Below are 25,191 nucleotides of genomic sequence, written 5' to 3'. Positions count from 1 at the left end.
TCATGACTTGATGCATACCGCTCAAACAGATGCTTCGCGGCATGATAACTTGGCAACGTCGTCATATTCCGGACCCATGTCCGTTGTAATGTTAAGCTGACTGATCCTTTAGATGGGTGTCGGCAAAATTCGGAGGATTAAACCAGTCTCCACTGATCGCCCATGTCGGGTCAAGCGGAACCCAGCTCTCGGAATCACTCAAATACACCTCATTCCACGCATGTGGACCGTACCCTCCCTGGCCGTTATAACCCAGTCCCGTAACAACTTTGACTTCAAGTCCTTGTGAACGGGCCATCACGGCGTAGAGACGGGCATAATCAATACATACGCCTTTGCGTGTATCAAATGTATTCTGTGGATTCTGTTCATGCCATATGCCCTTTTGCTCATAGTCATCCACTTTACCATAGTCATACTGAATACGTGAACCTACCCAGTCGTATAGTGCTCTTGCTTTGGCTTCATCTGTCGATTGGCCTTTGACAATCTCACTCGCTGCAGATTCAATATCCGTCGGAATATTATGGTCGATGACTTCATATTTGCGTTGCAGGATGCCGCCCAGTTCCTTCTGCACAGCCTGCGTAAATACGGGTAGCTTGTCCTTGATAAACGTTCCAGACAACGGTTCGATAACCGATTTGGCCCCTTGCATATAGATCGGAGATGCTTCCACATATCGGCTGAACATGCTCCCAGGGTAAAGACTGACAATCATGAACAAGACCGCAATGACAATCATTCCGCGGACGGAGCCTATGATCGTGCCAATGAATGCACCGGTTAACCGACTGAACATACCTTTAGGCGCACTTTCCTCGGCTGACCCCTGCCTGCTGCTGAAAATAAATGAAGAGAGAAACCCGAGAATCAATCGGATGAGTCCATAGCTTAATACAAATAATACAGCGAACCGCATCAGCGGAAAATCTGCAATCGCCGTAACCAACGTATAATACATCTGTTCCCACCGGTTCAACTCACGGTTAGGCATGGCTGAAGCATACTCAGACAGCCACTGCTGTACATATGGTGCAAGCCACAACGTTAAACCGATCGACAACAGAATACCAATGACCGCCATAATGCCATCCATCAGGAACCCGAAGAGTCTGCCTGCTGAACGCGAAGCCCCTCTGGACCAACCCTGCAATAATGAAGCAGCCACAATCAGCAGCAGCATAATCGTGATGCCATTCAATTCCTTTAGGCTGTCCAGCCAATTCTGCAGCACGTACCGATTCCCCCTTTACTACGATGCTGGTGCTGTTTTGTTCTCCTGTGCCTGTTCGACAAACGTACGTATGGTTTCATTGTCGAGTTTCCATTCGCCAAGTGAAATTCCGCGGAAAGTAACATCAACTTTATCCGATTGAGTTCTGCCCTTAATCTCCACATTGGGACTTGTGATGGTGAACGCTCCATCCTGTCCTTTGACGTATTTTGCTTTGGAAGCCTCCTTCAGCATCATGCTGGTTGCTTCCTTCTTCAATGTGTCCATCGTACTGGATTGTACGTCTGTCACTGTCTGTTTGATCTGATCAATGGAGATGCCGCTGTATATCAGTAGAGCCGCAATAATGATGATGGCAATCGCCCATTTCAATACGGTTTTGACCACATTCAGAACAAAGAACAATATGATCAATGCAACCACGATCACCAGCCAGTTCTGCATCACAAACTCTTTGATTACTTCTATGTTCATGACTACACCTTCCGTATTAGAATTCATTCGTAACACTCCCGAATATTATACATGATTTCCGAAGCTGCTGTCAGCTAAGCCCTCTCCCTTAAAAATAAACGGTCTAAGTTCGTCCCGCCGGGCGTACAAGTAGTACCATGAGGTTCTGCCGGGCGAACGGGGAACACGTTCAAGACCTGTAATTGGAACATGCATCGCTTAACAAGGAGGGGCTTATGTGAAAACGGCCATCTGGCTATACCTGTTTTTGTTCCTTGCCGTATTTGATTTGCACGCCCAGTATCCCATTCTGACCCCTTTTGCCATCTCGCTGGGAGCCGCCCCTACTTTCATTGGCTGGATGATGGGCATCTATTCCTTAACACATCTTCCTGGCAATCTGATTGCTGGAACACAAATCGATAAACATGGCAGTCGCCGCTACATTGTATTTAGTCTACTCGGTGCAGGATTCATCCTGCTCCTGCAAGCCTATGTCCAGACACCATGGCAACTGCTGGCGCTGCGTTCCATCAGCGGTTTTGTACTGGCCTTTCTGTCTCCTGCATGTCTCGCCCTGCTTGCACAGTTATCCAGCGATCCGGTGAAACAGGGGAAGTATATGTCGGGTCACGGGGTAGTACATACCCTCGCATCTGTGGTATCGCCAGCAGCCGGTGCAATCATTGTGGGTTCCATGGGATTCTCTGCTACATTCTCAGGATTGGGCTATCTGCTTATTCTCACAGGTGTCATTGCTTTCATGACCATGCCTCGTGGTATCGTCAAACAGCATGAGAAAGTAACAGTACCTGCCAAACTTGACGTTTCACCAGCAGATGCCACAAGTGCATTCCTGCCGGTGTCCTGGCGATACTTTGCCTTGCCTCTGGTGATTGCCTGTGCCCAAGGGATTCTCTTCTTCGAATTACCCCTGCGGGGCGGAGGACAATCGTCCATCTTGTCTACCGGCCTTTTATTTTCCGTAATCAGTATTGGGGCACTCTTCACACTCAGCATGTTATTTCTCAACCGGTATTCCCCCAAGCTGCGTCTGGTTGTGGGCGTGCTATTAATGTCCTTGTGTTTTTTTGTGATGGCAGCCATTCCGCAAGTTCCGTTGTCCACCGTATTATTTGTACTTGGGATGTCCAAAGGCATCATCTTTCCAGCTATGGCTACCCTATTTATCCGTCTGAGCGGAGGAAGCAGATTAGGCCGCATATTCTCGCTGCAATCCATTGCCACCTCCATCGGCTCTTTCATCGGCCCCATCACAGCCGGACAACTTCGTCTCATGTTATCACCCTATTTCATCGCATTTCTTTTGTTAATGATTGGTATGCTACTGCTTCCATACTATACATCCAGACGCGAAGCTACCTTTTCCGATCCGAAAAGTATATTGAATTAGGCTGGCCAGTATTTTCATTAGCTTTGCATCATTCCCCCATTTACAGCTAAACTATATAAAATGGACTGATGTTTTACACGTTGATAAAAGCTAACTGGGAGATCTATCTTTCACAATCACCGAAGGTTTTATCTTATTGAAGAGCATCATTAAGGTTGAACGCTGAGCCAAAAGTAGTGAAGGGGACGGAATCGATTCTGAAGAAGCGATAGCGTTCGCCTTTGTCTCCAAATATTGACTTTATAAAAGTAAATCAGAAATATATGGAGACAACAGCGATCGGAAGAACGATCCGTAACCGGAACGGCCACTGCAAGCTATTACTTCCCTAATGATGCACTTATGAAATAAGACCTTAAACTTGATGGGTTGTTCTATCCAGTTAGCAGTCGTGTAAAGAAAGGAGTCCATTTTATATAATCAGTCGATTTTCGCTGCAACATTTCCCGGGGAATGTCGACATAAGCTCTCGAACAAGAGGTGAATATCATGCCTATTCATGTCATTGTGGAAGGTAAGAATGACCGAAGCAAACTGAAACGTCTGGTTGGACCCGAAATCAACATTCTATGTACGTTTGGGACACTAAATTCCCTCAAGCTGGAGACTCTGCGCAAGCAAGTCGGTTATGATGAAGTCTTTTTATTTATGGATAATGACAGTTCCGGCAAAAAAATTAGAGGTGTCCTTCGGGATGCTTTCCCGGATGCAGTACAGATGTATACACGACGAGGATATGCGGGTGTGGAAGGAACACCTGATGAGTATATCATTGCCCAGCTGGAAAAGGCCGGGTTAGAGACATACATCCAATACCCTGAACATCCTTCCTATTAAAATGAAATACCAAAAGGCTGCCTTTGGATTGATATCCAACCAGAAGGCAGCCTTTACAGTATGATGATCAGATGATTATTCCTTAATCAGATTGCGAATATCCTCGGCAATGACAGCAGGCACAACGTCCTCTGTATTAAATGCATTATATACCTTGCGCAGCTGGTTGTTCTCATCCACCAGACCAATCATATTCATATGGGCAAAATCATCCTTACTCTCCCCATCGATCAGGATCTGGAATGATTCCTTGGCAAACTGTTTGGTTTTGTCCATATCCCCTCGCAAGAAGTACCATCCAGAATAATCCGCATGGAAGCGGTCCGCAAACGTCTTAATCTTCTCTCTTGTATCGACTTTCGGGTCGAATGAAATGGATACAAATGAGACATCTTTACCAAAGGTGTCGTCCTCTTTCAACAGATCCTGCACCTGGGATAACGTAAACGTCGTAATCGGGCAGACATCCGGACAACTGGTGAAATAAAAGTAGAACAAACGGACTTTCCCTTGCGTATCCTCCAGTGATACCGTACTGCCATCTACATTTTCCATGGAAAAGGGTTGGATCTCACGAATCTCGGGTAATTTTTCCTTACTGGCAAATACGGTGCCCCACATCAGATACACAGCCATAATGAGTGCGAGCCCAAGCAGCATCCATGTCCATTTGTACTTTTTCAGCATCTTCCTCGTCCCTTCTGTATCTTCTCTTATGAATACGCATACATATGTGAACCTAAAATCACGTTTGTTTCGCTCCATCCATCTACTGTGACATATGTATTCAAAGAAACCTACTTTTTATGAGATTCTTTCTATATTATTGTAACGGTTAAAAGGAACAATGCCCATAAATTATTTTAGCGTTGTATATCATTCGAATAGTATCGTACGTTCTCTGGCGATTTTTCTCACTGTATCCGATATAAAGTTTATCATAGGAACTGCCAAAATAGTTTGACAAACTGCGTACATTTATTGGGTATGTCACAGGAAATTGTCATAACTTTGAAATTAGGGATGTTTTGCATCCTGACAGAAGGATATTATACACTATATATGGGTATCACCTAGATAGAGAAGTAATATGCCTTAGAACGATACACCACACAAAGGAGACGTTTATGGATACCTCTACACATTTTGTCATGGGGATTGGTCTAGCCGGTCTGGCTTATGTCGATCCTGTCGTTGCAGCGAGTCCCATGCTTGCAGCTGCGGTAATGGTTGGCACGATCGCCGGTTCCCAGGCCCCTGACATTGATACTGCGTTACGTCTCAAAAGCAATTCGCTTTACATTCGGAATCATCGGGGCTTGTCACACTCTCTGCCATTTCTCCTGTTATGGGTTTTGCTCATCACCGGCGTCATTGCACTGATATTCCCTGGTGTCCCTATTGGACACGTTGCCACCTGGACCGCCGTGGCCGTAGGCGTTCACGTATTCACCGATCTGTTCAACACCTATGGAACCCAAGCCGCCCGGCCTTTTACGGAACGCTGGATTGCCTGGAATATCATTCATATTTTTGATCCGTTTCTATTCACTACACATGTCATAGCTATCCTGTTATGGGCCTTTGATCTGATCGCCCCTGCACCACTCTTCGTTACGTTGTATAGTTTGACCGGTTTATATTATATATGGCGAACGATTGCTCGTGCACAAGCGGTCAGAAAAGTTAGACGTCTCGATAACAGCCCAGAGCAGGCAAAATACATCGTCATTCCAACGATATCCTGGAACCGCTGGCATGTGGTTAAACGAGTTGAGGACGGCAGTTATGTGATCGGTAAAATGGATGGTTCTAATCTGGTATGGAGTCTGCACGCCTCGTCTTCTACTCATGCGGCCGTTGCTGCTTCACGCAAATCACCGGAAGTCAGCGCCTTCCTCTATTTCACCTCCTATGCGGTGGCAGAGGTTGAAGAACTGCCTGCCGGTTACAAGGTCCGCTGGGCAGATGTACGTTATCGACACCGGAAACAATATCCATTTGTCGCTGTAATTGTGATGGATCGGAATTTTGAAACGATTGATACGTATGTAGGCTGGTTAAGCGATGAGAAAATGGATAAAAAACTTTTATCTGCACGCCCTTGACGAAGTGAGCCTGGCAAGGCACAATCAGACATAGGAACTGATACGCGAGAAAGCCCGGAGCGTTTCCGCTCCGGGCTTCTGTTTATCCTGTTTTGTTGCTGTTGGTTAAAATAAATTATTTGCCAGACCCAGCCAGAGACTGCTCAGCGATTTGTACCAGACGTTTGGTGATATATCCACCCAAAGATCCTGTTTCACGGGAAGTGTAGTTACCATAGTAACCGTCTTGTGGGATAGTTACACCCAGTTCCTGTGCAGCCTCGATTTTCAATTGTTGCAGTGCTGAATTTGCCTGAGGTACCACCAAGTTGTTAGAACGAGATCCTTGAGCCATATTTATAATCTCCCTTCAATCTGTGTCTGTAATGTAATTGCAAGCTTGCAAGATTATTATGGCTCGTAGGCTACAGGTTATACGGAGTTTTACTAAATTTGTAGATGGAGGTTTTTCCCAATGAGTAAAGGCTTATCCTTATGGTTCGCATTCTCTTCGATTATCTTGTTAACGGTTTCAGCAATTATGATCTCCTACTCCGGTTGGTTTGCTGCACTACTGTTTGTCCTGTCCATTGCCAACATTGGCTGGGGATTTGTGATTCGCGCCAAAAAAGAACGTCAGGAAGTTCGCTCGGCTGCTTCAGAGCCCACTTCTTGAGCAGGTCATTTGATAGTTCAATAATGAACGCATAAATAAAGAGGAGTCCTTCAATAGGACTCCTCTTTATTTATGTTAACTATTCATTGCATGAAATGAAGATCTTTGTTCAGGACTACTGTTTACGTCTCGGAACAAATCCCATACGTTCTTTCACTGCATCCAACGTTTGAGCAGCAACTTCTTCTGCACGACGGGCTGACGTATCCAGAATATCCGCCAATTCGCCAGATTCACGAATCTCATTATATCGTTGTTGTAGCGGTTCAATCACAGATACAACCACTTCAGCCAATTCCTTTTTGAATGGACCGTACATCTTGCCTTCATAACGCTCAGCTACTTCCTTAAGCGTCATACCTGCACATTCAGCATAGATACTCATCAGATTGCTGACTTCCGGTTTGTTTGCCGGATCATATACGACTTCACGTCCCGAATCTGTAGTGGCACGGCTGATTTTTTTGCGAATCACATCCGGCGGATCCAGCAGGGCAATATAGCTGCCAGCGTTAGGGTTACTTTTACTCATTTTCGAAGAGGCATCATCAAGTGACATTACCCGTGCACCCACCTGTGGAATATACGGATCTGGAATGGTGAAGTACTCCCCATAACGGTGGTTAAAGCGTCCTGCCAGATCACGTGTCAGTTCCAGATGCTGCTTCTGATCCTCGCCTACTGGCACAAGGTCAGCATTGTATAACAAAATATCAGCCGCCATTAATGATGGATACACGAACAGTCCGGCACCAACGGAATCTTTACCAGATGATTTATCCTTAAACTGAGTCATGCGTTCAAGCTCACCCATGGAGGTCAGCGTTGTCATCAACCAGCCCAATTCAGCGTGCTGCGGTACATGGGATTGCAGAAATACGTTAGATTTCGACGGATCAATACCTGCTGCAATAAACAGTGCAGCTACCGCTTCCGACTGTTCACGCAATGCTGCTGGCTCCTGAGCCACGGTGATGGCATGAAGATCAACCACCATGAAATGACATTGATAGTCATGCTGGAGTTTTACAAAATTTTTGATAGCACCAATATAGTTGCCCAATGTGAGCTTACCGCTTGGCTGAATACCTGAAAGTACTGTTTTCATTGCACATAACGCCTCCCTGATTGTATATAAAAAAAACTCCTGCCATTCTCTGCGAACGCAAAAAGGCCCCACATCCGCAAGGGACGTGAGACCGTGGTGCCACCCTTATTCGCTTTTCTTCGACTGCTCTGACCCTGAATCAAGTCAAGCCGAAGAAATGCCTTCATTGTTCCGTAACGTGGATTATACGGCAGACTCTAGTGGGGCAAGCCCATCTCTGGCTTAACCTGTTCAAACCTACACTCAAGGGTCCATTCGGTAAAGAGCTCACACCGGTTCACATCAACCACCGGCTTTCTGAAGAGGATTCTCTTGGCCTACTTATCCCTGTCATCGATTTCTTGTCATTCAATTCTAATAAATGCTTTCAGAGTTCCATCTTAATGCGCACAGGCGCGAATGTCAAAATGAGTTGAACTTTTTTACCCGAGACACTGAAATCTGTTATGATGGAATTGCTTATCCTGATGACTCGTTCACACGAAGCAGCGCAGGAAATAGCTGGCATGTACACAATGACACGCCTGCAGCAGTAGCTTCATCACAACTGCTTGCAGACAGATTTCAAGTGGGAAAAGGAGCATCGATATGAAACAAGTGACCAAAGGCCAATGGAATGGTTACGACACGTATATCCTACATAGCCGTGAATTGGAAATCACCCTGCTGCCGCGTCTTGGGAATAATATTATTTCTATTCGCGATTTAGTGCAGGACAGAGATGTCGTCCGCCGTCCGGATGAAGACGATCTTGCCTTTTATCTGCAGAAGCCGTACCATTTTGGCGTTCCTCTCCTGATTCCACCAGGACGCATTCATCGGGGACAATTCGAATATGAAGGTGTCGGTTACCAGTTCGATCAGAACACGGCGAATGACAACCATATTCACGGCCTCCATCGTACCCAATCCTGGTGTGTCAGTGACATTGAGGAAGATGAAGACGGTTGTGCAATAACGACCGAATTACTAACCGAAAATGAAGAGCATTGGATGGCTCAATTCCCGATTCCCCTGAAACTCGAGATGACGTTCAGTCTGCAAAACGCTGTATTTAGCCAGCGTCTGCGAGTCACCAATCTGAGCTCAACGCCTGCTCCTTTTGGGATGGGATATCATACATGGTTTTTGTTAGACGGCAAACCTGCCGACTGGACACTGCAATTGCCTGTTTCCGGAATATACGGACAGAATGAAGAACAACTACCGACAGGTGAACTGGAGTCCCTGGGTGAATGGTCTGCTCTGAACGAAGGCATCAATTTGCAGGGACGTAACTGGGATACCCTATTAAAAGCTACCGAAGGTGAACCGGCTACGGCTTCCTTACGCAGGCAAGATGGATATACATTGAAATATTCAGCAGATGAAGCATTTTTCAAACATTGGGTTCTCTTTACCAAAGGTGAATCCGATCAGTTCTTGTGCATTGAACCGTACACTTGGCTCCCGGATGCACCTAATTTGGCTTTATCGGATGAACAAACCGGGTTGATTCGCTTGGAACCGGAACAGCCTGTTGAGTTATTCACACGTATTGAGGTTATACCTCCTACAGATTAAGCGAGCTGATCATGCTCTATTTTGCTTTTACGCATATCAACCTTTATTTTGATATCCAAATACAACTTACCGACCCGCATTGGGTCGGCTTTTTTATGTGTCCTGTGCACTGATAGTTATCCATATTTTCCCTTACGCCATATCATGTATATTTCCGTATTCTCTAACCATACTAACATCACCAACCCATAAGGAGGTGACACATATGTACGGAAGTCAAAACCAAGGTAGCGGTAGCCGCTCCAACAACCTGGTTGTTCCCCAAGCAACAGCAGCATTGCAACAATTGAAAATTGAAGCTGCTCAAGAGCTGGGTGTAACTATTCCACAAGATGGTTACTACGGTAACTATACTTCCCGTGAGACAGGTTCTCTGGGTGGATACATCACTAAACGTCTGGTACAAATCGCTGAGCAGCAATTATCGGGTCGTTCGTAAGCTCGTAATTATTGCTTGAGCCTAAGCAGAATCCAAAAGCAAAAGCGGCCTTCTTCGGAAGTGCCGCTTTCTCTTGTTTAACTAATTATGAGGTCGACTCCATATCTGAATCCTTGTATGTATTGGTTCTAGGGTAACGAATCATCAAGCTTGCCATATTGTAATTAGACTCCATCGTTGCATCTACCAAAATCATACCTTGTCTTACTGTGAAGTCGTACGATATTTCGCCATGTGTCCAATTGCGCTTAAATTTCAAAGTCTCCAGTGCCATCGCACGGAAAGAAGTTCTCTGGGTTTCGTTTAGCCCCCCTTCCTCCACATCCATCTGCCCATCTCGTCCAGCTATCGGATTATGTCGAATACCGAATTTCCCAATTACGTTGTTTCGTATTTGCACAAAAACTACCCCTGAATCTAACCCTGATAACTCATTATCAAGTTCTTTGAATACCAGATCCAACTGTCTCGCTAATGAAAGCTCATCAATTTTCATATTAACACTCTCCTTATATGCTTATAGTCCTATACATTAAGGACTTACGACTCATTATATGACATCATATGTGCTCATTCAACAAACAAAGGCAAAGTTGGGTATTTCTTACTATTATTTGCACAATTAATTGCCATTCCACTCCCTTAAACTGAGCTTTTTCACTTAATTACGACAAAATCTTCGAGAATCAAAAATGAGGATTCTGTACAAAAAGAGGCTGCAATCCCGTGTCTGTTAACAGGGGATTGCAGCCTCTTTCATATTATCAACCTATTATATTCAACCTTTTTTTTCGGTTGCTGTCATCTGCAGAAACTGCTCAATATCGGCAATAACCAAGTCCGCAGCATTTTGCCAGAATTCCGGTTGTGTCAGGTCCGTACCCAGATGTTTCTGAGCAAGTTCTTCGACCGTCATACGCCCTGTATCCCGCAACAAATCATCGTATTTATCTGCAAATGCTGTCCCTTCTTGCTGTGCTCTCGCATAGATTCCCGCACTGAACATGTACCCAAACGTATAAGGGAAGTTATAGAATGGCACACCTGTCAGATAGAAATGCAGTTTGGATGCCCAGAAATGAGGATGATCTGATGCAAGTACGCCACAGAATGCTTCCTGCTGCGCCTCCACCATTAATCTGGATAATTCATCCGCGTTGACCAGCCCTTTTTTGCGTTGTTCATAGAAGCGATTCTCAAACAGGAACCGGGCATGGATGTTCATAAAGAAAGCCACACTTCGCTGTATCTTGTCTTCCAGCAAAGCCAGCTTCTCTTGCTCATCTGTTGCTGCCTGCACAAGGGCATCTGCTACAATCAGTTCAGCAAACGTGGATGCTGTCTCAGCCACATTCATCGCATAACGTTGATTCAATGCAGGCAACTCTTCCATAATGTGTTGATGATATCCATGACCAAGTTCATGCGCAAGAGTCGACACATTAGATGGTGTCCCGGAGAAGGTCATGAAAATTCGGGTTGCTTTGCTAAGTGGCAAAGACGTACAGAATCCGCCTGGACGCTTGCCAGGACGGTCTTCTGCTTCGATCCAGCGTTTCTCAAAAGCCATCTCTGCAAACGAAGAAAGCTTAGGACTGAACTTGGCAAACTGTTCAACAATATTGATGGCTGCCTCATCGTAAGTGATTTTGCCACTCGATTTACCTACAGGTGCATCTACGTCGCTCCAGCTGAGCTTGTCTACTCCCAGCAGTTCTGCCTTGCGCTCCAGATATTGAACAAGCGCAGGTTTGGCACCGTTAATCACATCCCACATCGTATCCAGTGTCTGACGTGACATCCGGTTGATGGTCAGCGGTTCTTTGAGGATATCATCCCAGCCACGTTTCTCATATAACTTCAGACGGAATCCTGCGAGGTGGTTCAGCGTGTCAGCGCAGAAATCTTCGACATCGGTCCAAGCCTGTTCCCAGTTTGCAAATACCGTCTCGCGTACATTCCGATCACTATCGCTCAGCTTGTTGGCAGCCTGTCCTGCGGAGAGCATCACCGTTTCCCCATCTTGCTCAAATGGAATGTTCACCTTGCTGACAATCGTGTTGTAGAATTTGCCCCAACCATGGTAACCATCCACACCCAGATCCAGAGCAAGTCCTTCCAGTTCAGGCGACAGCTTCTCACGAGCCAGCGTACGACTCTCGTTTAATACAAATGCCATCGGCTTAATATCTTCCCGAGCGATCCATGCATCCCACACCGAATCCGATGTCTGACTAAGTGTATTATCAAACTTTGATTTGCTGCCGTTCAGCATTGCAGCAATAGAACTGATGGCGCCCTGAAGCTGCGTTGCCTTTTTGTCCTTCTGGTTTTGCGATGAGAGACAACCTACAAACGCAGAACCTTCCGATACGCGCATATAACAGCTTTGCAGCAGTTCCAAAATCGGATCAAATGCAGCCGTCTCTTGTAATGAAGTCGGTGCAGGTGTTTCGTTCAACAGATGTTGCAGTTTACGTACATCCTCTTCCAGTTCAATCAAATACGCAGCGAATGTCTCGGAGGAAGAACCTCCACTAAAAATGGACTCCAGATCCCATACGGGGTGTAATGGCGTTTTCATTTAATAAGGCACCTCTCTCTATAAATTGGATGGTTAGGATTGAATTAAAAACTGGTTTTATGCGTGCCATATCTCTATACTAGAGAAATACTTATAGCAACCTTCAGGAGGTAAACGTATGAAACCTTTACAAGTATCGGCTGATACAGCCGTCAAATTAGCAGAATCCCTTGGCGTACCTTTAGAGCACCTGATGCACATGCCCCAACATATCCTGATGCAGAAGATTGCGGAACTCGCCAAACAAGAAGCCTCCAAACCTTCCGCACCAGAAGGCGAACAAGAATGATTCCATTTGAGAACAGCTGGCCTTACGATATTGTGATGGGAGACATCTATGTACAGCAATGTCCCTACTGTCATGCAAGCAACGTGCTGCTCCCCCTCAAACCCAAAGAGCTTGTGCTCATTCGCGAAGGCAAAAAGAAATTACTGGTCTTTCCCTGCTGTAATACAAGCATGACCGTGATCGACAACGACAGTGACTATTTGTTATCCAGCCGTCCTGTCCGTAACTAATGAAAGATCAACCTAGAGGGGGCTGCGCTTCGCAGCCTCTTTGTCTGTTTCCAGCATCTCTTCAGGGAGTTCCAACTTACTTGAAATCATCTGCTCACGCAGCACAGCCCACTGTTCCCTTGAAGCACGAATCATGGCCGCATCTGTGATCCGCTTGTCATGAATGACCTTGCTGAACCATTGCACTGCTTCATTAAACCGTCCTACCCTGCGGTTCAATTCCCCGAGCAAATACAACAGTTTGGCTTCATTGCCACCCGTTCCTTCACGTTCGAACACCTTCACATAGGCTTCAAGGCTAAATTCAAGAAAACGATGTTCCTGTGCATGGTCCTCCATATAACGATACAACCAAGCTATATGATGCAACAGACCCGCGACGACACGATCTTTCTCCTGGATAACCTGTGCGCACAGCAAGGCAAGCTTGTACGTAGCCAGCGCCTGTTCCAGTGTTCGTGCTCCGCTATAATCACGTTTTACCCAGCGATTACCGACCTGTTCCTTAAAAGCCTTGCGCTGAGCATCATTCAAATGCTCCGTTGCGTTTTCCGTCGAGGCAAACCCGCACTGCGGACAGATGCGAACCACATAAAAATCTGGATTCTCCAGCTTGTAGTACGCACAAAAATCCGAATCCGTCCGGTAGGGCCTTTTCAAACTCGGTCTTACCCGTGAGGTTTCATACTCGGTTTCGCAATAATGACAGGTCACCTTCACCTTATATAGCGGCTCTAATTCCAATCTCTTCCATCCCTCTCCCGTACGCTTTTAATCATATTCGGAACTACGGTGTATTCACAAAATGATGTGCTGGCCCGGATAAACGCTGCAGGATAAATGAATGCAAGGGCTCCTCCACACCAATCTGTGTTAAGGCTTGATCCATACATGCAAGCCAAGCCTCGGCCCGTTCAACCGTCACTTCAAAATGCATATGACGGGCACGCATCATCGGATGTCCAAATGCCTCGGAAAACAGCCCTGGTCCTCCAAAAAATTGAGACAAAAACATATACTGCTTGTCGATGACCGGCTGAATATCTTCCGGGAAAAGCGGAGCCAGTTGCTCATTCTGCTGAACGATTGGATAGAAAGCCTCGACCAGTGCGCGAACACCTTTCTCACCGCCAAGATTGTCATAAATACTCAAACTGGGATTCATGCGTCTGATTCCCCTTTCTGATGTCGAATTTTGCCATATATTACACGTTCCGTGAACATTGTGAAAACAGTAACAATATCAAGGCCCCAAAAGCCTTTATCTCCATTCTATCAAAAAAAACCAAAAAGTCCTATATAACATGAAATCATCAGGACATGTAACCAGGTCATCTGTATATAGGACCTTCTTCAAAAAATAATAAAAAAAAAGCGCCAACCGCATAGGTTGGCGCACTAGATATTCCATTAATAACTCCGCCAGTCCTCTTCCTCAGAGCGTACCAGCGAGGCACGTATCACATATACAAAAGCACAGACCAGGATTCCGGTGACAAGACTCATGATCATCACTCCATCCGAATTGAATTCCACCTTGGAGACAATTAGGTGACGTTCAGGCGTTTTTCTCATTTTAGCATACATCACTCAAAAACACAGCCACTTTTGCAAGCGCTTTCTACGTATAATTTTGTACTGTTTGTCCACTTTTTTTCATATATTGATGGCAATAGGCATCACAGACTTCCGCACACCGACCATTCCAAAAATAAAGGAGAAGAATTCATGGCTGCTTCACAACGACTCACCCATGTCCTGGTCACACTCGCTCTCCTGATCCTTTGTGTGTTAATGGTCTTGTATCCAGCGGAAACCTGGCATGCAGGTGTACGCGGACTGTCCATCTGGTGGGACGTATTGTTTCCCTCCCTTTTTCCTTTTTTGGTGCTGTCCGAGCTGCTGCTCGGCTTTGGCATTGTTCATTTTCTAGGTACCTTGCTGAATCCACTGATGCGTCCATTGTTTCGTGTTCCCGGAAGCGGTGGTTTTGTATTTGCCGTGAGCTGTGCATCCGGTTATCCAACAGGGGCGAAACTGACCGCTCAGTTATGGGAACAAAAGCTGGTTACCCGGGAAGAAGGAGAACGGCTCGTTGCCTTCACGACATCATCCGATCCGATCTTCATGATTGGAGCGGTATCGGTTGGCTTCTTCCATAATGTCGCCATCGCCCCAGTATTGGTTGCGAGCCATTACGCTGCAGCTTTTCTGGTGGGTATGCTCATGCGTTTTCACGGGGGTACAGCAAAAGGCTCACAGCCAGACAGCTCTTCTGTATCTCCACCGAGGGAAATACATAGAAACAGACTGGTCCGGGCCATCTATGCAATGCATGAGGCAAGAAAGGCTGACGGACGGGCATTCGGTGAACTGCTGCGCCAGGCAGTCTCCTCATCCCTTCGCCTTATTATTATCGTAGGAGGGCTGGTTGTATTCTTCTCGGTCATGATGGAGTTGCTTGTACAGACCGGTTGGCTTGGTGGATTATACGGGATAACCGAGCAATTGCTTCGACATAGCGGGCTTCCTCCATCCTTATCTCCTAGCTTGGTCGGGGGGTTATTTGAAGTAACGCTGGGGAACAAAGAGGCCGGAAGTGCCGGTGCGTCCATCCCACTCGTCTATAAAGTCGCAGCAGCAGCCTTTGTTCTCTCCTGGGGCGGATTATCCGTCCATGCACAGATTATGAGTATTTTGAGCAACACACCCATGAGATACGGTCCATTTCTATTTGCCAGAGCAATTCATGCGCTAATCGCACCTATGCTGGTTCTGATGTTGTGGACACCCATGATGGGGCGTTCCTCTTCACCCGTTCTCATGGAGCCCGGTTTCATCCCGTCGTTATCTGCGTATACACCGGACTGGGGACTGATTTTCTTATCCGGAATGATTGTTTTTGTAAGCCTCATCGTATTGTTGTTATTCCTTGCGATATTAAGTTCCATTCTCAAGCCTAGACGACATGCCAAAAATAAGTGAACGATTCATCTATATTTAACTGAATATGCGCCCAAACGTTGTGTTCTTCCGCGGAATTGATTATCATCGGTAGTATAATGACCACAAAGGAGCTTTCATCTTGAGATACTATGTTCAAGACCGCGGAGACCAGTTATCGATTGATCTCAGTCAGCAGTTTCATGCGCTGGCGAAGGAAGAAGGGTTCAAGCTGGATGCAGAATCGCCGGAGATTGTTATCTCCATCGGGGGCGATGGTACGATGCTACAGGCATTTCACAATTTCATCGACCGCATTCCGGATATTGCTTTTGTTGGGGTTCATACAGGCCATCTCGGCTTTTACGCCGATTGGAAGAAGGAAGAATTACGTGAATTAGTTCGGCTGATGAGTGGTAAGGGAGATCCGGAGCGTCTCAAACCACGCATTGTACAATATCCGCTATTGGAGCTTGAGATTCGCAAAAAGTCGGGGAATTCCTCTTACATCGCCCTTAATGAATTTACGTTAAAAGGTGTAGACGGTACCGTTGTGGCGCAGGTCGATATTAACGATGTGACATTTGAAATGTTCCGTGGAGATGGCATCTGTGTATCCACGCCATCAGGCAGCACGGCATACAACAAAGCCCTTGGCGGTGCCATGGTTCATCCAACCATCGAGGCGATTCAGATTGCGGAGATTGCATCGATTAATAACCGGGTCTATCGGACACTTGGTTCACCGGTTATTTTGCCCAAGCATCATCATTGTGATATTTTCTCCCGCAAGGATCAGCGGTTATTGATGACGATTGATCATGTGAACGTAATGGTGGAGGATCTGATCTCCGTCCGTTGTCAGGTATCCAGTCACAAGGTCAGTTTCGCACGTTTCCGCCCTTATCCATTCTGGAACCGGGTTCGCACGGCATTTCTTGACTAAAATAAACACACCAAAAAAGCGGTCCTTCTCAGGAACCGCTTTTTGCTTTGGCTTGAGGCTGATCCTTGCTCTTCTGAAGCACAAAGTATGCACAGCCAAAATTACAATATTCATTGATATAATCCACCATACTGGCGATTGTGGAATCCTTCGTCGCTTTTGGATGGTTATCACGGTAAAAACCTTTTAACCTCAACTGGCTATAACCCCAGTCTCCGATAATATAATCATAACGCTCCAGCACTTCACTGTAACGATCACGGAAGACCTCTGGATTCCAGCCCTCTTTGTGGTTCTGGACGATTTCATAATTTTTGCCGCCGATCTGTACAATGACCGGTTCTTTGGGCTTTTCCTCAACTGATTCAACAACCGATTCCTGAACCGGCTCCTGGATCTGCTCCTGAAGTTGGTCCTGAATCTGTTCTGTTTTTTTTTCTTCTTCCAATCCGGTATCCTCCATCACGCGTGTGTTGCCGCCTGTTCAGCATGTTTGGTAGCAGATTTCACCTGTTCATGCGCATGGTAGGAGCTGCGAACCATCGGGCCGGACTCGACGTGGCTGAACCCACGTTTCAATCCTTCCTGTTTCAATGCAGCGAACTCCTCTGGCGGATAATACTTTTCAACATACAGATGTTTCTCCGATGGCTGCAAATATTGACCAATCGTCATAATATCACAGTTCACCGCACGAAGATCATCCATTGTTGATAAAATTTCATTATATTCCTCACCTACACCAAGCATAATGCTTGATTTCGTAGGGATGTTAGGTTGCATTTCTTTGGCACGAGCAAGCAATTCCAGTGAACGTTTATATTTCGCCTTGGCACGCACTTTGTCTGACAACCGCTCAACCGTTTCAATATTGTGATTCAGAATGTCCGGTTTGGCATCCATTACAATCTGCAAAGATTCCCGATCGCCCAGAAAGTCTGGAATGAGTACTTCAACGCTGCACAATGGCAACCGCCGCCGTACGGCCTTTACCGTCTCTGCAAAAATCGTAGCTCCCCCGTCTTTCAGATCGTCACGGGCTACACTTGTAATTACGCAGTGTTGCAGATTCATCTGCTCTGCTGCTTCCGCCACACGTTCTGGTTCCTGCAAATCAAGCTCCGTTGGCAAGCCTGTATTCACCGCGCAAAAACGGCATGCCCTTGTGCAAATGTCGCCCAAAATCATAAAAGTGGCCGTTCGATTGGCCCAGCATTCATAAATATTCGGACACCGTGCTTCCTCACATACCGTATGCAGCGTTTTGGAACGCATCATCGTTTTCATTTCCTGATAGTTATCGCCGGTTGTCAATTTGATCCGAATCCAATCCGGCTTCGGTTCTTTAACACGTTTAGCCAATGCATAAACCTTCTTTCTAACTGAAGTTAGGCTGTTGCTCGGAACATATTATACCATGAAAGCGCTGGAAAAACCCCCATTTGTCACATCTTGTGCATTCCTGCCCGATTTGGACAATTTGTAAAATTCGATTCACCCCAAGAGCTTACATGGATAAAATGAGAACTTTTGAAGAACGCTAACCTTTAGCTTGGTTCATCGGGTACCTTGTATCATTCTAATGGAAAGGGGCTGCTTCCCAGTGCAACAACGCTTGACCTTCAGGCACACGTACCGCTTTTGGATCAAAACATTACTTGCAGGTACTCTGCTTCTCCCATTCTTGCCTGTTGAAGTTTACAGTGAACCCGCCCAGGCCGCTCCCAAAACACAGGCTACCGAGTTAAAACCCGCAGAAATTTTCGCTGCACGTCGCCATTTATATGAAACCATCGGTCAGATGACCCAGATTCCCTGGTACAGGCTTGCTGCCATTGATCAGTATGAACGAACGATTACCCGTGCACACCCGAAGGATCGCAAGCATCCGGAGCGGCTTACGGGTATCTTCATGACCCCTCCGGCCTGGAGAGGATGGCTAAATCCCGATGAGACGGATCAACATCCGGAATCCATTCTTTTTTTCAAAGGATATGGACGTGATGGTTCAGGAGACGGTATAGCGGATGCCAACAATGATCAGGATGTGCTGTACAGCATGGCTTCGGTTATTCAAGGTTATGGAAACAAACAAGAGGACTTCAACATTGCCTTGTGGGAATATTATCACAACTCCCGTGCCGTGCAACGGATACAGCAATTCGCGAAGTTATATGAGCATTTTGACAATCTAGATCTATTCGGACATGCCTTTCCGGTCCCGCTCGGAACCAACTACTCCTATCGTAGTACCTGGGGGACAAAAAGAAGCTGGGGCGGTTATCGCATTCATGAGGGAACGGATATCTTCGCTCCGCATGGCCTACCTGTGCGCAGTACCTGTTACGGGGTCGTGGAAATCAAAGGCTGGAACCCGTTTGGCGGCTGGCGCATCGGAATTCGGGATTTGAACAACCATTATCACTATTACGCCCACCTCTCGGGTTTTGACAAGAGCGCACGCATTGGTGAAGTTGTGATCCCCGGTCAGGTTGTGGGTTGGGTTGGCAGTTCGGGTTACGGTAAACCGGGCACGCAGGGCAAATTTCCTCCACATCTGCACTATGGGATCTACCGGGATAGCGGACTGCACGAATGGTCTTTCGATCCTTATCCACTACTGAAACATTGGGAACAGGATGAACGCAAACAAAAGAACAAGAAAAGCAAATGAGACGAGGATATGCACGATCAGCAAAGCGAAAAAGGGACCTCTTTAATAGAGGCCCCTTTCTTTGCTTTGCAATTCAAATTTGTGTGTATCATGGCTGGGTATCCTTATTAGGTTGCAACCCCCCATTCATATCAGGCAGATCATCCGGCTCAATTTCAAGTTCATTCCCTTGCAAATGATCTGACGGCGTCTGTTGCTGGTTCTGGCTAGGGGGATTCGTGGTTACTCCAGTACCGCTTGATACACCCGTATGACCTGATGGCAGCGCAATAGCTGGAGCATTACTGCCGTTACTGCCCACTGGCTTGCCCTGATTATCGTAATAATACATTGGCACATCCCCGACAACCAAAAGGTAGGAAATCGGGATTTCCGTATCAACCGTTTCGGGTTCCATATCGAAGGGCACCACGACCGCGACCTCAGCAATGATATGAATGTACACTTCCACCAAAATCATGTTAATACCCGCATTCTGTTGACGGGTGTTCAGATCCACTTTGACAGCGCCTTGGGGCTCAATACGAACCGGTATACTCGGGCCAAATGAAGCCAACACCGGACTGCCCAGCGCCTGCCCCAGCGGGATTTTTTCTTTTAACATGTGTACATTCTGCAGCGTGGATTGCACAATATTCATCGTACTTGCTGTGATTCGCATATGCTCATTGTAGTTCAGCATGAAACCGGACACTTTCCCTGCGGTATCCGTCTTCCAGTCAATCAGTCCTTCGTTGGTTTTGCCATCTGCAACCTGTGCTGTAATCGCCTTGTTGATCGCTTCGGTCGCAATCTGCTTCACTCTGATCTTGGCCAAGTGCATGATGGGGGGCTTCATTTTCTTATCTACATAAGCAAAGCCCTGCATCAAACAAAATGCCGTGACCAATAAAATAATCAACCACATTTTGCGCTTGCCGCTTGGCGGCTTACGGCGTCTCCGGCTTCGCCATTTTCTTCTCATCATCGAAGTGTCCCTCCCCTGCGGGATGAGCTATAGGCTATATGTTAACCTTATGCACCGTTGTCCCGAAAAAGAAGGACAGTACGTGGACACTGAACAGAAAGTACAACCAACATTAGAGGGACAAGTATTCCTTAATGGCTAAACTAACTGGAAATCGGAAACTACGTAAACAGAGATAAAAAAAGCCTTTCGCCCGCAGATTACTCTGCAAAGCAAAAGGCTTTATGTTCAGACCACCCAAAGATTCAGGTAATGTCTTTCCTTTTATTTCGGAACTGATTCCCAGTCTTTCAGGAAACGTTCAATCCCGCTGTCCGTCAGTGGGTGTTTCCAAAGTGTCGGCAGAAGTGAACCCGGAATGGTGGCAATGTGCGCACCGGAAAGGGCTGCATCTTCTACATGTTTGATATTACGAATGCTTGCTGCGATAATCTCGGAAGGCAGATCATACATGTCCAGAATAAGACGCAGATCACGAATTAATTTCATACCATCCACCGCAATATCATCCAAGCGACCAACGAATGGACTGATGTAGGTTGCACCGGCTTTTGCCGCCATCAGGCCCTGTGCTGCGGAGAAGATCAGCGTGACATTGGTTTTGATGCCTTTTTGCGTCAACTCATGACAAGCGTACAGCCCATCTTCGGTCATCGGCAATTTAATGACTACATTCGGTGCCCATTCTGCAATTTCATAAGCTTCCTTCAACATATCCTCGGCTTTGAGACCGATGACTTCAGCACTGACCGGGCCTTTAACCACGCCACAGATCTCCTGAATGACTTCTTTAAATACGCGGCCTTCTTTAGCAATCAAAGACGGGTTAGTCGTGACTCCATCCACCAGACCCAGACGTTCGATCCGTTTGATTTCTTCCACATTCCCTGTATCCAAGAAAAATTTCATGATATGTTACCTCCACTTGATGAATTCGTAAACACGATATAAGTCATTACCCGATTCTCATCCTATGTTAACAGTTATATATAAAATTAATTTTTCTCTACAGCGTGACCGCCAAATTCATTACGCAATGCTGCTACCACTTTACCTGTGAATGTATCTGTTTCCAGGGAACGATAACGCATCAGCAAGGACAACGCGATAACCGGTGTAGCGGTTTGAAGGTCAAATGCCGTTTCTACTGTCCAGCGTCCTTCACCGGAAGAGTGCATTACGCCTTTAATTTCATCGAGGTTTGCATCTTTGGAGAAAGCACGTTCTGTCAGTTCCATCAACCAAGAGCGGATAACGGAACCGTTGTTCCATACACGTGCTACTTGTTCGAAGTCGAAATCAAATCCACTTTTCTCCAATACGTCAAAACCTTCACCGATGGATGCCATCATACCGTACTCGATACCATTGTGAACCATTTTGAGGAAGTGCCCGCTGCCCGCTTTACCTGCATACAGGTAGCCGTTCTCAACGGAAGTATCTTTGAATGCCGGTTCAACGATTGCCCAAGCTTCCGGGTCTCCACCGATCATATAACATGCTCCATTACGTGCACCTTCCATACCGCCAGATGTACCTGCATCCATGTAGTGAATGCCTTTAGGTTTCATCTCTTCGTAACGGCGGATGGATTCTTTGTAGTGGGAGTTACCCGCTTCAATAATGATGTCGCCTTTGGACAACAATGGACTCACTTCAGCCAGCACAGCATCTACCACGTTGTGAGGGACCATGATCCACAATACACGTGGGGATTCGAGCGAAGCCACCATCTCTGCGTATGAAGATACGCCTTCAGCGCCGTATTCTTTCATTTCATTTACTGCTTCAGCGTTCAGGTCAAAAGCAACCACTTCGTGTTTGTGATCAATCAGGTTTCTACCCAGGTTCAATCCCATTTTTCCTAATCCGACAAGTCCTAGTTTCATTTCAAAATCCTCCTGTTATGAACAATGTTTAAATTTCATGTGCGCTCAATATTAAAAATAAGTGCTTAACGTTTGGCGAAGTAACCGTTCCGGTAACGAATCGTTCTTTTGATCGCTGTTATCCCCAGATTTTTTTTGAATCTCCTATATAGGAGAAAATCCGGGGATAAAGGCGAACGCTTTGCTTCTACAGAATCGATTTCGTCCCCTACACTACATTCTCAGCGTTTAAGCCAACCCATTTTCAAAACTGAACAGCTAATCTATATTCAAAAATTTTCACGGCCTTCCGGCAAACATAACCGGAAGGGCTTATGCAAAATTGGAACGGTATAATTCGTAATAGATACTGTGTTATATCAACAATTTACCTTCGATCCAACTCGCTTCTGAGTTCAAGCTCTAAGGTAATAAAACATCTCGTTCTATATCCTGTTGACTTGGAAGAAGCATTTGGATTGTGCAAAATGTTCATGGGTGAGCAGAACGGATTGTACTGTTGTCTTTACTATTCTGTTCTCTTGTGCTCACTTTTTCGTTTCACTTACCACCAACGGTAGCCGTCTGCTGCTGTCAGGCGATCTGCTGACTCTGGTCCATGCGAACCTGCGCTGTACGTATCCAGTGGCACACTGCCTGCTTCGAATACTTCCTGAATCGGTTGCACCCATTGCCATGCCAGCTCCACTTCGTTCCAATGAGCGAAGAAGGTGGAATCTCCACGCATCGCATCAAAGATCAGATTCTCGTAGGCTTCAGGGATGTTACGTTTACCTGAGTTGAAGGTCATATGCATTGGTTCCACTTCACCATGGTTCAATGGATTTTTCGCATTTAATTGAAGGGAAATACTTTCTCCCGGACCAATTTCAATCGTAAGCAGGTTAGGTTCCGTTGTATTCTCGGATTCATGCCCCGTTTTGAGTGGAGACTTGAATTCAACAACGATTCTGGTGGATTTCTCAGCCAGGCGTTTACCTGTACGGATATAAAATGGAACCTCGCTCCAGAACGGATCATCGATCCAAAGTCTTGCGGCAACATAGGTCTCGTTCTGAGATCCGGCTGGGATGCCAGGCTCGTCCAGATATCCAACAACTGAAGATCCTTGCAGTTCACCTTCTGCATATTGCGCACGAACAACTTCAGAAGTGATATTTTCTTTCGTCAACGGACGAAGTGCTTCAGCAATTTTTTGTTTTTTGAATTGAATTTCTTCCGGTGTGCAACGTTTTGGCAAATGTAAACCAATCATCATCAGCAACTGAAGCATATGGTTCTGGAACATGTCACGAAGGGCACCGCTTTGGTCGTAATACGCGGCACGTTCTTCAACACCCACCGTCTCACTTGCCGTGATTTGTACATTGGCAATATAACGGTTAGACCACAACGCCTGAATTACCGGATTTGCATAGGTGAGCGTCTCAATATTTTGAACCATCGGTTTACCGAGGAAATGGTCAATGCGATAGATCTCTTCTTCCGCAAAGGTATTGCTCAGTTTTTCGTTCAGATCACGAGCCGATTGCAGATCGTGTCCGAATGGTTTTTCGATAATCAGTTTCTTCCAGCCTTTGGTGTTACCCAGGCCACTTTCTTGAATGTTTAATGCGATTGGCTCAAAGAATTCCGGTGCCACCGACATGTAGAACATGCGGTTTTCGGGAATGTTAAGCTCTTGTTCACGCTGTTGAACCAACTCCAACAGTTTGGTGTAATCTTCAAGCTTCGTATTATTTAAAGAACAATAACGGAAAGCTCCAATGAAATCACGAACCTGAGATGCTTCTTCTGGCGTCTGACGTGAGAATTCGCGCAGTGACTTTTCAACATTGGCCTGGAAGTCCATATCCGACAATTCACGTCGTCCCAATCCGATAACGGAGAAAGATTTCGGCATTTTCTGATCCATGTACAAGTTATATAATGCAGGGTAAATCTTGCGTTTGGCTAAATCGCCTGTTGCCCCGAACAGGACAAATGTCATTGCATCCATTGGAGTGCCTCCTGTGATCTGTGCAGTATAGTATATGATGTTGCAAAATGTTCAAATCCAAGCATGACAAAAGACGGAATAAGTGGGTGTGTTCCCCGCCTTGCCTCCGTTTATATAACGCACCTGAATTCAACCATGGAACATTCCTTCTCTCCACAACCTGTTTATAGGTTATAAATTGTAACCATTTGAATTAACGTTACCCATATTACACCTGTCGTCACAATTCGTCAACAATCGTGTCGAACCTGTGAACTCCAGTGTTTATAGGGTTTTTATTTGATGATAACGCTTTATGTGGTAACATTAAGAACAATTGGTATGTGACATTTTACACATATGGCCTGTGGACAAGTAGGTTACAATAAGTATACTAATGATATTACAAGCAATACTAAATCAAAGGAGTACAATCATGAGCGATGATGAGAATGCCAAGCAGATATGTACAAAAGTGGAACAATCTTATCAAATCATTGGCCGAAAATGGGTAGCCCTCATTATCCATGCGTTGATGGAGGAACCCAAACGCTTCAGTGAGATTCACGCTTATATCCCTGACTTGAGCAAACGTGTGTTAAATGAGCGAATGAAGGAATTGGAGGAAGAAGGACTTGTGGTTCGCCATGTGGTCACGGAACGTCCAGTTCGAACTGAATATATGTTGTCACGAAAAGGAACGGAACTGGGGAGGGCGCTAAGCGCCGTGGAACGTTGGGCTGATAAGTGGCTGTAACAACTTGAGGAATCCTTAAGGTTTATTTAGCTTGAAGGTTACCGCTGTTGCAATCCCGGAGGTGGAGTATCGCATTTAGCAACTGGCTAGTGCACTCCACATTCGGGATTTTTTCACTTC

28 protein-coding genes and 1 other annotated feature are annotated in these 25,191 nt (G+C 46.0%); of the genes, 12 read left to right on the top strand and 16 right to left on the bottom strand.

Features of this window, described 5'->3' with window-relative positions; all coding sequences use genetic code 11:
* Positions 1–91: 91 nt before the first annotated feature.
* Positions 92–1,237, bottom strand: a complete 1,146-nt coding sequence (locus MKX68_RS16685; protein ID WP_124117457.1) for a transglutaminase domain-containing protein — start codon at positions 1,235–1,237, stop codon at positions 92–94.
* A gap of 18 nt (positions 1,238–1,255) precedes the next feature.
* On the bottom strand, positions 1,256–1,738 hold the full coding sequence (locus MKX68_RS16680) for an ATPase (protein WP_174806458.1): 483 nt from the start codon (positions 1,736–1,738) through the stop codon (positions 1,256–1,258).
* Positions 1,739–1,928: 190 nt separating this feature from the next.
* On the opposite strand from MKX68_RS16680, the gene MKX68_RS16675 reads away from it, so the two are divergent.
* Positions 1,929–3,104, top strand: coding sequence for an MFS transporter (locus MKX68_RS16675; protein WP_340913051.1), 1,176 nt, complete (start codon positions 1,929–1,931; stop codon positions 3,102–3,104).
* A 489-nt stretch (positions 3,105–3,593) separates the two neighbouring features.
* The gene (locus MKX68_RS16670) at positions 3,594–3,941 is read left to right on the top strand and encodes a toprim domain-containing protein (protein WP_036605733.1); all 348 of its coding nucleotides are present in this window, start codon (positions 3,594–3,596) and stop codon (positions 3,939–3,941) included.
* A 75-nt stretch (positions 3,942–4,016) separates the two neighbouring features.
* On the opposite strand, the gene MKX68_RS16665 is transcribed toward MKX68_RS16670, so the two are convergent.
* Positions 4,017–4,628 carry an SCO family protein gene (locus tag MKX68_RS16665; protein WP_340913048.1) on the bottom strand — a complete coding sequence of 204 codons (612 nt, stop codon included), beginning with the start codon at positions 4,626–4,628 and terminating at the stop codon, positions 4,017–4,019.
* Positions 4,629–5,068: 440 nt separating this feature from the next.
* Here MKX68_RS16665 and MKX68_RS16660 point away from each other — a divergent pair, with 440 nt between their 5' ends.
* Entirely contained in the window at positions 5,069–6,049 is a 981-nt protein-coding gene (locus tag MKX68_RS16660) for a metal-dependent hydrolase (RefSeq protein WP_338588498.1), read from the top strand.
* A gap of 115 nt (positions 6,050–6,164) precedes the next feature.
* Here the strand turns inward: MKX68_RS16660 and MKX68_RS16655 are convergent, their stop codons facing one another.
* Entirely contained in the window at positions 6,165–6,383 is a 219-nt protein-coding gene (locus tag MKX68_RS16655) for an alpha/beta-type small acid-soluble spore protein (RefSeq protein ID WP_017692386.1), read from the bottom strand.
* A 120-nt stretch (positions 6,384–6,503) separates the two neighbouring features.
* Here MKX68_RS16655 and MKX68_RS16650 point away from each other — a divergent pair, with 120 nt between their 5' ends.
* The gene (locus MKX68_RS16650; RefSeq protein WP_017692385.1) at positions 6,504–6,704 is read left to right on the top strand and encodes a hypothetical protein; all 201 of its coding nucleotides are present in this window, start codon (positions 6,504–6,506) and stop codon (positions 6,702–6,704) included.
* Between the two features lie 115 nt (positions 6,705–6,819).
* On the opposite strand, the gene trpS is transcribed toward MKX68_RS16650, so the two are convergent.
* Positions 6,820–7,812, bottom strand: coding sequence for a tryptophan--tRNA ligase (trpS, locus tag MKX68_RS16645; protein ID WP_133387433.1), 993 nt, complete (start codon positions 7,810–7,812; stop codon positions 6,820–6,822).
* Positions 7,813–7,888: 76 nt separating this feature from the next.
* Positions 7,889–8,155, bottom strand: a binding site (T-box leader).
* Positions 8,156–8,400: 245 nt separating this feature from the next.
* On the opposite strand from trpS, the gene MKX68_RS16640 reads away from it, so the two are divergent.
* Together MKX68_RS16640 and MKX68_RS16635 are read left to right on the top strand one after the other, a co-directional pair.
* A complete protein-coding gene (locus tag MKX68_RS16640) occupies positions 8,401–9,375 on the top strand; it encodes an aldose 1-epimerase (protein WP_340913044.1) in 975 nt (324 codons plus the stop codon).
* A 205-nt stretch (positions 9,376–9,580) separates the two neighbouring features.
* A complete protein-coding gene (locus MKX68_RS16635; protein WP_047841310.1) occupies positions 9,581–9,814 on the top strand; it encodes an alpha/beta-type small acid-soluble spore protein in 234 nt (77 codons plus the stop codon).
* A gap of 85 nt (positions 9,815–9,899) precedes the next feature.
* Here the strand turns inward: MKX68_RS16635 and MKX68_RS16630 are convergent, their stop codons facing one another.
* Positions 9,900–10,310, bottom strand: coding sequence for a hypothetical protein (locus MKX68_RS16630; RefSeq protein ID WP_017692381.1), 411 nt, complete (start codon positions 10,308–10,310; stop codon positions 9,900–9,902).
* 282 nt (positions 10,311–10,592) lie between these two features.
* Entirely contained in the window at positions 10,593–12,398 is a 1,806-nt protein-coding gene (locus MKX68_RS16625) for a M3 family oligoendopeptidase (RefSeq protein WP_340913040.1), read from the bottom strand.
* 118 nt (positions 12,399–12,516) lie between these two features.
* Here MKX68_RS16625 and MKX68_RS16620 point away from each other — a divergent pair, with 118 nt between their 5' ends.
* Together MKX68_RS16620 and MKX68_RS16615 are read left to right on the top strand one after the other, a co-directional pair.
* Complete coding sequence (locus MKX68_RS16620) at positions 12,517–12,687, top strand: YycC family protein (protein WP_017692379.1); 171 nt, start codon at positions 12,517–12,519, stop codon at positions 12,685–12,687.
* Positions 12,684–12,917 carry a hypothetical protein gene (locus MKX68_RS16615; RefSeq protein ID WP_017692378.1) on the top strand — a complete coding sequence of 78 codons (234 nt, stop codon included), beginning with the start codon at positions 12,684–12,686 and terminating at the stop codon, positions 12,915–12,917. Before MKX68_RS16620 ends, MKX68_RS16615 begins: the two co-directional genes overlap by 4 nt.
* A gap of 12 nt (positions 12,918–12,929) precedes the next feature.
* Here MKX68_RS16615 and MKX68_RS16610 read toward each other — a convergent pair whose 3' ends face one another.
* The 3 genes from MKX68_RS16610 to MKX68_RS16600 form a co-directional block, all read right to left on the bottom strand.
* Positions 12,930–13,661, bottom strand: coding sequence for a DUF2225 domain-containing protein (locus tag MKX68_RS16610; RefSeq protein ID WP_338588502.1), 732 nt, complete (start codon positions 13,659–13,661; stop codon positions 12,930–12,932).
* A 43-nt stretch (positions 13,662–13,704) separates the two neighbouring features.
* Positions 13,705–14,082: a globin domain-containing protein gene (locus MKX68_RS16605; protein ID WP_036605723.1), complete on the bottom strand. Its 378-nt coding sequence runs from the start codon at positions 14,080–14,082 to the stop codon at positions 13,705–13,707.
* Between the two features lie 245 nt (positions 14,083–14,327).
* A complete protein-coding gene (locus tag MKX68_RS16600; protein ID WP_155984997.1) occupies positions 14,328–14,492 on the bottom strand; it encodes a hypothetical protein in 165 nt (54 codons plus the stop codon).
* Positions 14,493–14,645: 153 nt separating this feature from the next.
* Here MKX68_RS16600 and ylbJ point away from each other — a divergent pair, with 153 nt between their 5' ends.
* Both ylbJ and MKX68_RS16590 read left to right on the top strand, forming a co-directional pair.
* Positions 14,646–15,902, top strand: a complete 1,257-nt coding sequence (gene ylbJ, locus MKX68_RS16595; protein ID WP_340913037.1) for a sporulation integral membrane protein YlbJ — start codon at positions 14,646–14,648, stop codon at positions 15,900–15,902.
* Positions 15,903–16,002: 100 nt separating this feature from the next.
* Entirely contained in the window at positions 16,003–16,806 is an 804-nt protein-coding gene (locus tag MKX68_RS16590) for an NAD kinase (RefSeq protein WP_036673293.1), read from the top strand.
* A 28-nt stretch (positions 16,807–16,834) separates the two neighbouring features.
* Here the strand turns inward: MKX68_RS16590 and MKX68_RS16585 are convergent, their stop codons facing one another.
* Both MKX68_RS16585 and lipA read right to left on the bottom strand, forming a co-directional pair.
* A complete protein-coding gene (locus MKX68_RS16585; RefSeq protein ID WP_340913035.1) occupies positions 16,835–17,254 on the bottom strand; it encodes a YutD family protein in 420 nt (139 codons plus the stop codon).
* Between the two features lie 14 nt (positions 17,255–17,268).
* Complete coding sequence (lipA, locus tag MKX68_RS16580; RefSeq protein ID WP_017692371.1) at positions 17,269–18,168, bottom strand: lipoyl synthase; 900 nt, start codon at positions 18,166–18,168, stop codon at positions 17,269–17,271.
* A gap of 241 nt (positions 18,169–18,409) precedes the next feature.
* Between lipA and MKX68_RS16575 the strand changes: the two genes are divergently transcribed.
* Entirely contained in the window at positions 18,410–19,480 is a 1,071-nt protein-coding gene (locus tag MKX68_RS16575) for a M23 family metallopeptidase (RefSeq protein ID WP_340913032.1), read from the top strand.
* An 88-nt stretch (positions 19,481–19,568) separates the two neighbouring features.
* Here the strand turns inward: MKX68_RS16575 and yunB are convergent, their stop codons facing one another.
* The 4 genes from yunB to zwf all read right to left on the bottom strand — a co-directional run bounded on the left by yunB (position 19,569) and on the right by zwf (position 24,335).
* The gene (gene yunB / locus MKX68_RS16570) at positions 19,569–20,447 is read right to left on the bottom strand and encodes a sporulation protein YunB (RefSeq protein ID WP_340913030.1); all 879 of its coding nucleotides are present in this window, start codon (positions 20,445–20,447) and stop codon (positions 19,569–19,571) included.
* Between the two features lie 264 nt (positions 20,448–20,711).
* On the bottom strand, positions 20,712–21,356 hold the full coding sequence (fsa, locus tag MKX68_RS16565) for a fructose-6-phosphate aldolase (protein ID WP_036605718.1): 645 nt from the start codon (positions 21,354–21,356) through the stop codon (positions 20,712–20,714).
* Positions 21,357–21,442: 86 nt separating this feature from the next.
* Positions 21,443–22,336 (bottom strand): phosphogluconate dehydrogenase (NAD(+)-dependent, decarboxylating), encoded by an 894-nt coding sequence (gene gnd, locus MKX68_RS16560; protein WP_017692367.1) that lies wholly within the window; start codon positions 22,334–22,336, stop codon positions 21,443–21,445.
* A gap of 544 nt (positions 22,337–22,880) precedes the next feature.
* Positions 22,881–24,335: a glucose-6-phosphate dehydrogenase gene (gene zwf, locus MKX68_RS16555; RefSeq protein WP_340913029.1), complete on the bottom strand. Its 1,455-nt coding sequence runs from the start codon at positions 24,333–24,335 to the stop codon at positions 22,881–22,883.
* Between the two features lie 415 nt (positions 24,336–24,750).
* Here zwf and MKX68_RS16550 point away from each other — a divergent pair, with 415 nt between their 5' ends.
* Positions 24,751–25,071, top strand: coding sequence for a winged helix-turn-helix transcriptional regulator (locus tag MKX68_RS16550; protein WP_036605715.1), 321 nt, complete (start codon positions 24,751–24,753; stop codon positions 25,069–25,071).
* Positions 25,072–25,191 lie beyond the last annotated feature (120 nt).

This window comes from Paenibacillus sp. FSL M8-0212, from assembly GCF_038004645.1.
Classification (GTDB): domain Bacteria; phylum Bacillota; class Bacilli; order Paenibacillales; family Paenibacillaceae; genus Paenibacillus.
This window is presented reverse-complemented; position numbering and strand designations above follow the sequence as displayed.

What these genes read in the sequence shown, in the direction of transcription:
- MKX68_RS16660 (WP_338588498.1), top strand. Translation starts at nt 5,069, where the DNA reads ATGGATACCTCTACACATTTTGTCATGGGGATTGGTCTAGCCGGTCTG.
- fsa (WP_036605718.1), bottom strand. Translation starts at nt 21,356, where the DNA reads ATGAAATTTTTCTTGGATACAGGGAATGTGGAAGAAATCAAACGGATC.
- zwf (WP_340913029.1), bottom strand. Translation starts at nt 24,335, where the DNA reads ATGGATGCAATGACATTTGTCCTGTTCGGGGCAACAGGCGATTTAGCC.
- MKX68_RS16630 (WP_017692381.1), bottom strand. Translation starts at nt 10,310, where the DNA reads ATGAAAATTGATGAGCTTTCATTAGCGAGACAGTTGGATCTGGTATTC.
- gnd (WP_017692367.1), bottom strand. Translation starts at nt 22,336, where the DNA reads ATGAAACTAGGACTTGTCGGATTAGGAAAAATGGGATTGAACCTGGGT.
- MKX68_RS16620 (WP_017692379.1), top strand. Translation starts at nt 12,517, where the DNA reads ATGAAACCTTTACAAGTATCGGCTGATACAGCCGTCAAATTAGCAGAA.
- MKX68_RS16605 (WP_036605723.1), bottom strand. Translation starts at nt 14,082, where the DNA reads ATGAATCCCAGTTTGAGTATTTATGACAATCTTGGCGGTGAGAAAGGT.
- MKX68_RS16670 (WP_036605733.1), top strand. Translation starts at nt 3,594, where the DNA reads ATGCCTATTCATGTCATTGTGGAAGGTAAGAATGACCGAAGCAAACTG.
- MKX68_RS16635 (WP_047841310.1), top strand. Translation starts at nt 9,581, where the DNA reads ATGTACGGAAGTCAAAACCAAGGTAGCGGTAGCCGCTCCAACAACCTG.
- MKX68_RS16550 (WP_036605715.1), top strand. Translation starts at nt 24,751, where the DNA reads ATGAGCGATGATGAGAATGCCAAGCAGATATGTACAAAAGTGGAACAA.
- MKX68_RS16600 (WP_155984997.1), bottom strand. Translation starts at nt 14,492, where the DNA reads ATGAGAAAAACGCCTGAACGTCACCTAATTGTCTCCAAGGTGGAATTC.
- yunB (WP_340913030.1), bottom strand. Translation starts at nt 20,447, where the DNA reads ATGATGAGAAGAAAATGGCGAAGCCGGAGACGCCGTAAGCCGCCAAGC.
- MKX68_RS16655 (WP_017692386.1), bottom strand. Translation starts at nt 6,383, where the DNA reads ATGGCTCAAGGATCTCGTTCTAACAACTTGGTGGTACCTCAGGCAAAT.
- MKX68_RS16615 (WP_017692378.1), top strand. Translation starts at nt 12,684, where the DNA reads ATGATTCCATTTGAGAACAGCTGGCCTTACGATATTGTGATGGGAGAC.
- MKX68_RS16680 (WP_174806458.1), bottom strand. Translation starts at nt 1,738, where the DNA reads ATGAATTCTAATACGGAAGGTGTAGTCATGAACATAGAAGTAATCAAA.
- ylbJ (WP_340913037.1), top strand. Translation starts at nt 14,646, where the DNA reads ATGGCTGCTTCACAACGACTCACCCATGTCCTGGTCACACTCGCTCTC.
- MKX68_RS16625 (WP_340913040.1), bottom strand. Translation starts at nt 12,398, where the DNA reads ATGAAAACGCCATTACACCCCGTATGGGATCTGGAGTCCATTTTTAGT.
- MKX68_RS16640 (WP_340913044.1), top strand. Translation starts at nt 8,401, where the DNA reads ATGAAACAAGTGACCAAAGGCCAATGGAATGGTTACGACACGTATATC.
- trpS (WP_133387433.1), bottom strand. Translation starts at nt 7,812, where the DNA reads ATGAAAACAGTACTTTCAGGTATTCAGCCAAGCGGTAAGCTCACATTG.
- MKX68_RS16650 (WP_017692385.1), top strand. Translation starts at nt 6,504, where the DNA reads ATGAGTAAAGGCTTATCCTTATGGTTCGCATTCTCTTCGATTATCTTG.
- MKX68_RS16665 (WP_340913048.1), bottom strand. Translation starts at nt 4,628, where the DNA reads ATGCTGAAAAAGTACAAATGGACATGGATGCTGCTTGGGCTCGCACTC.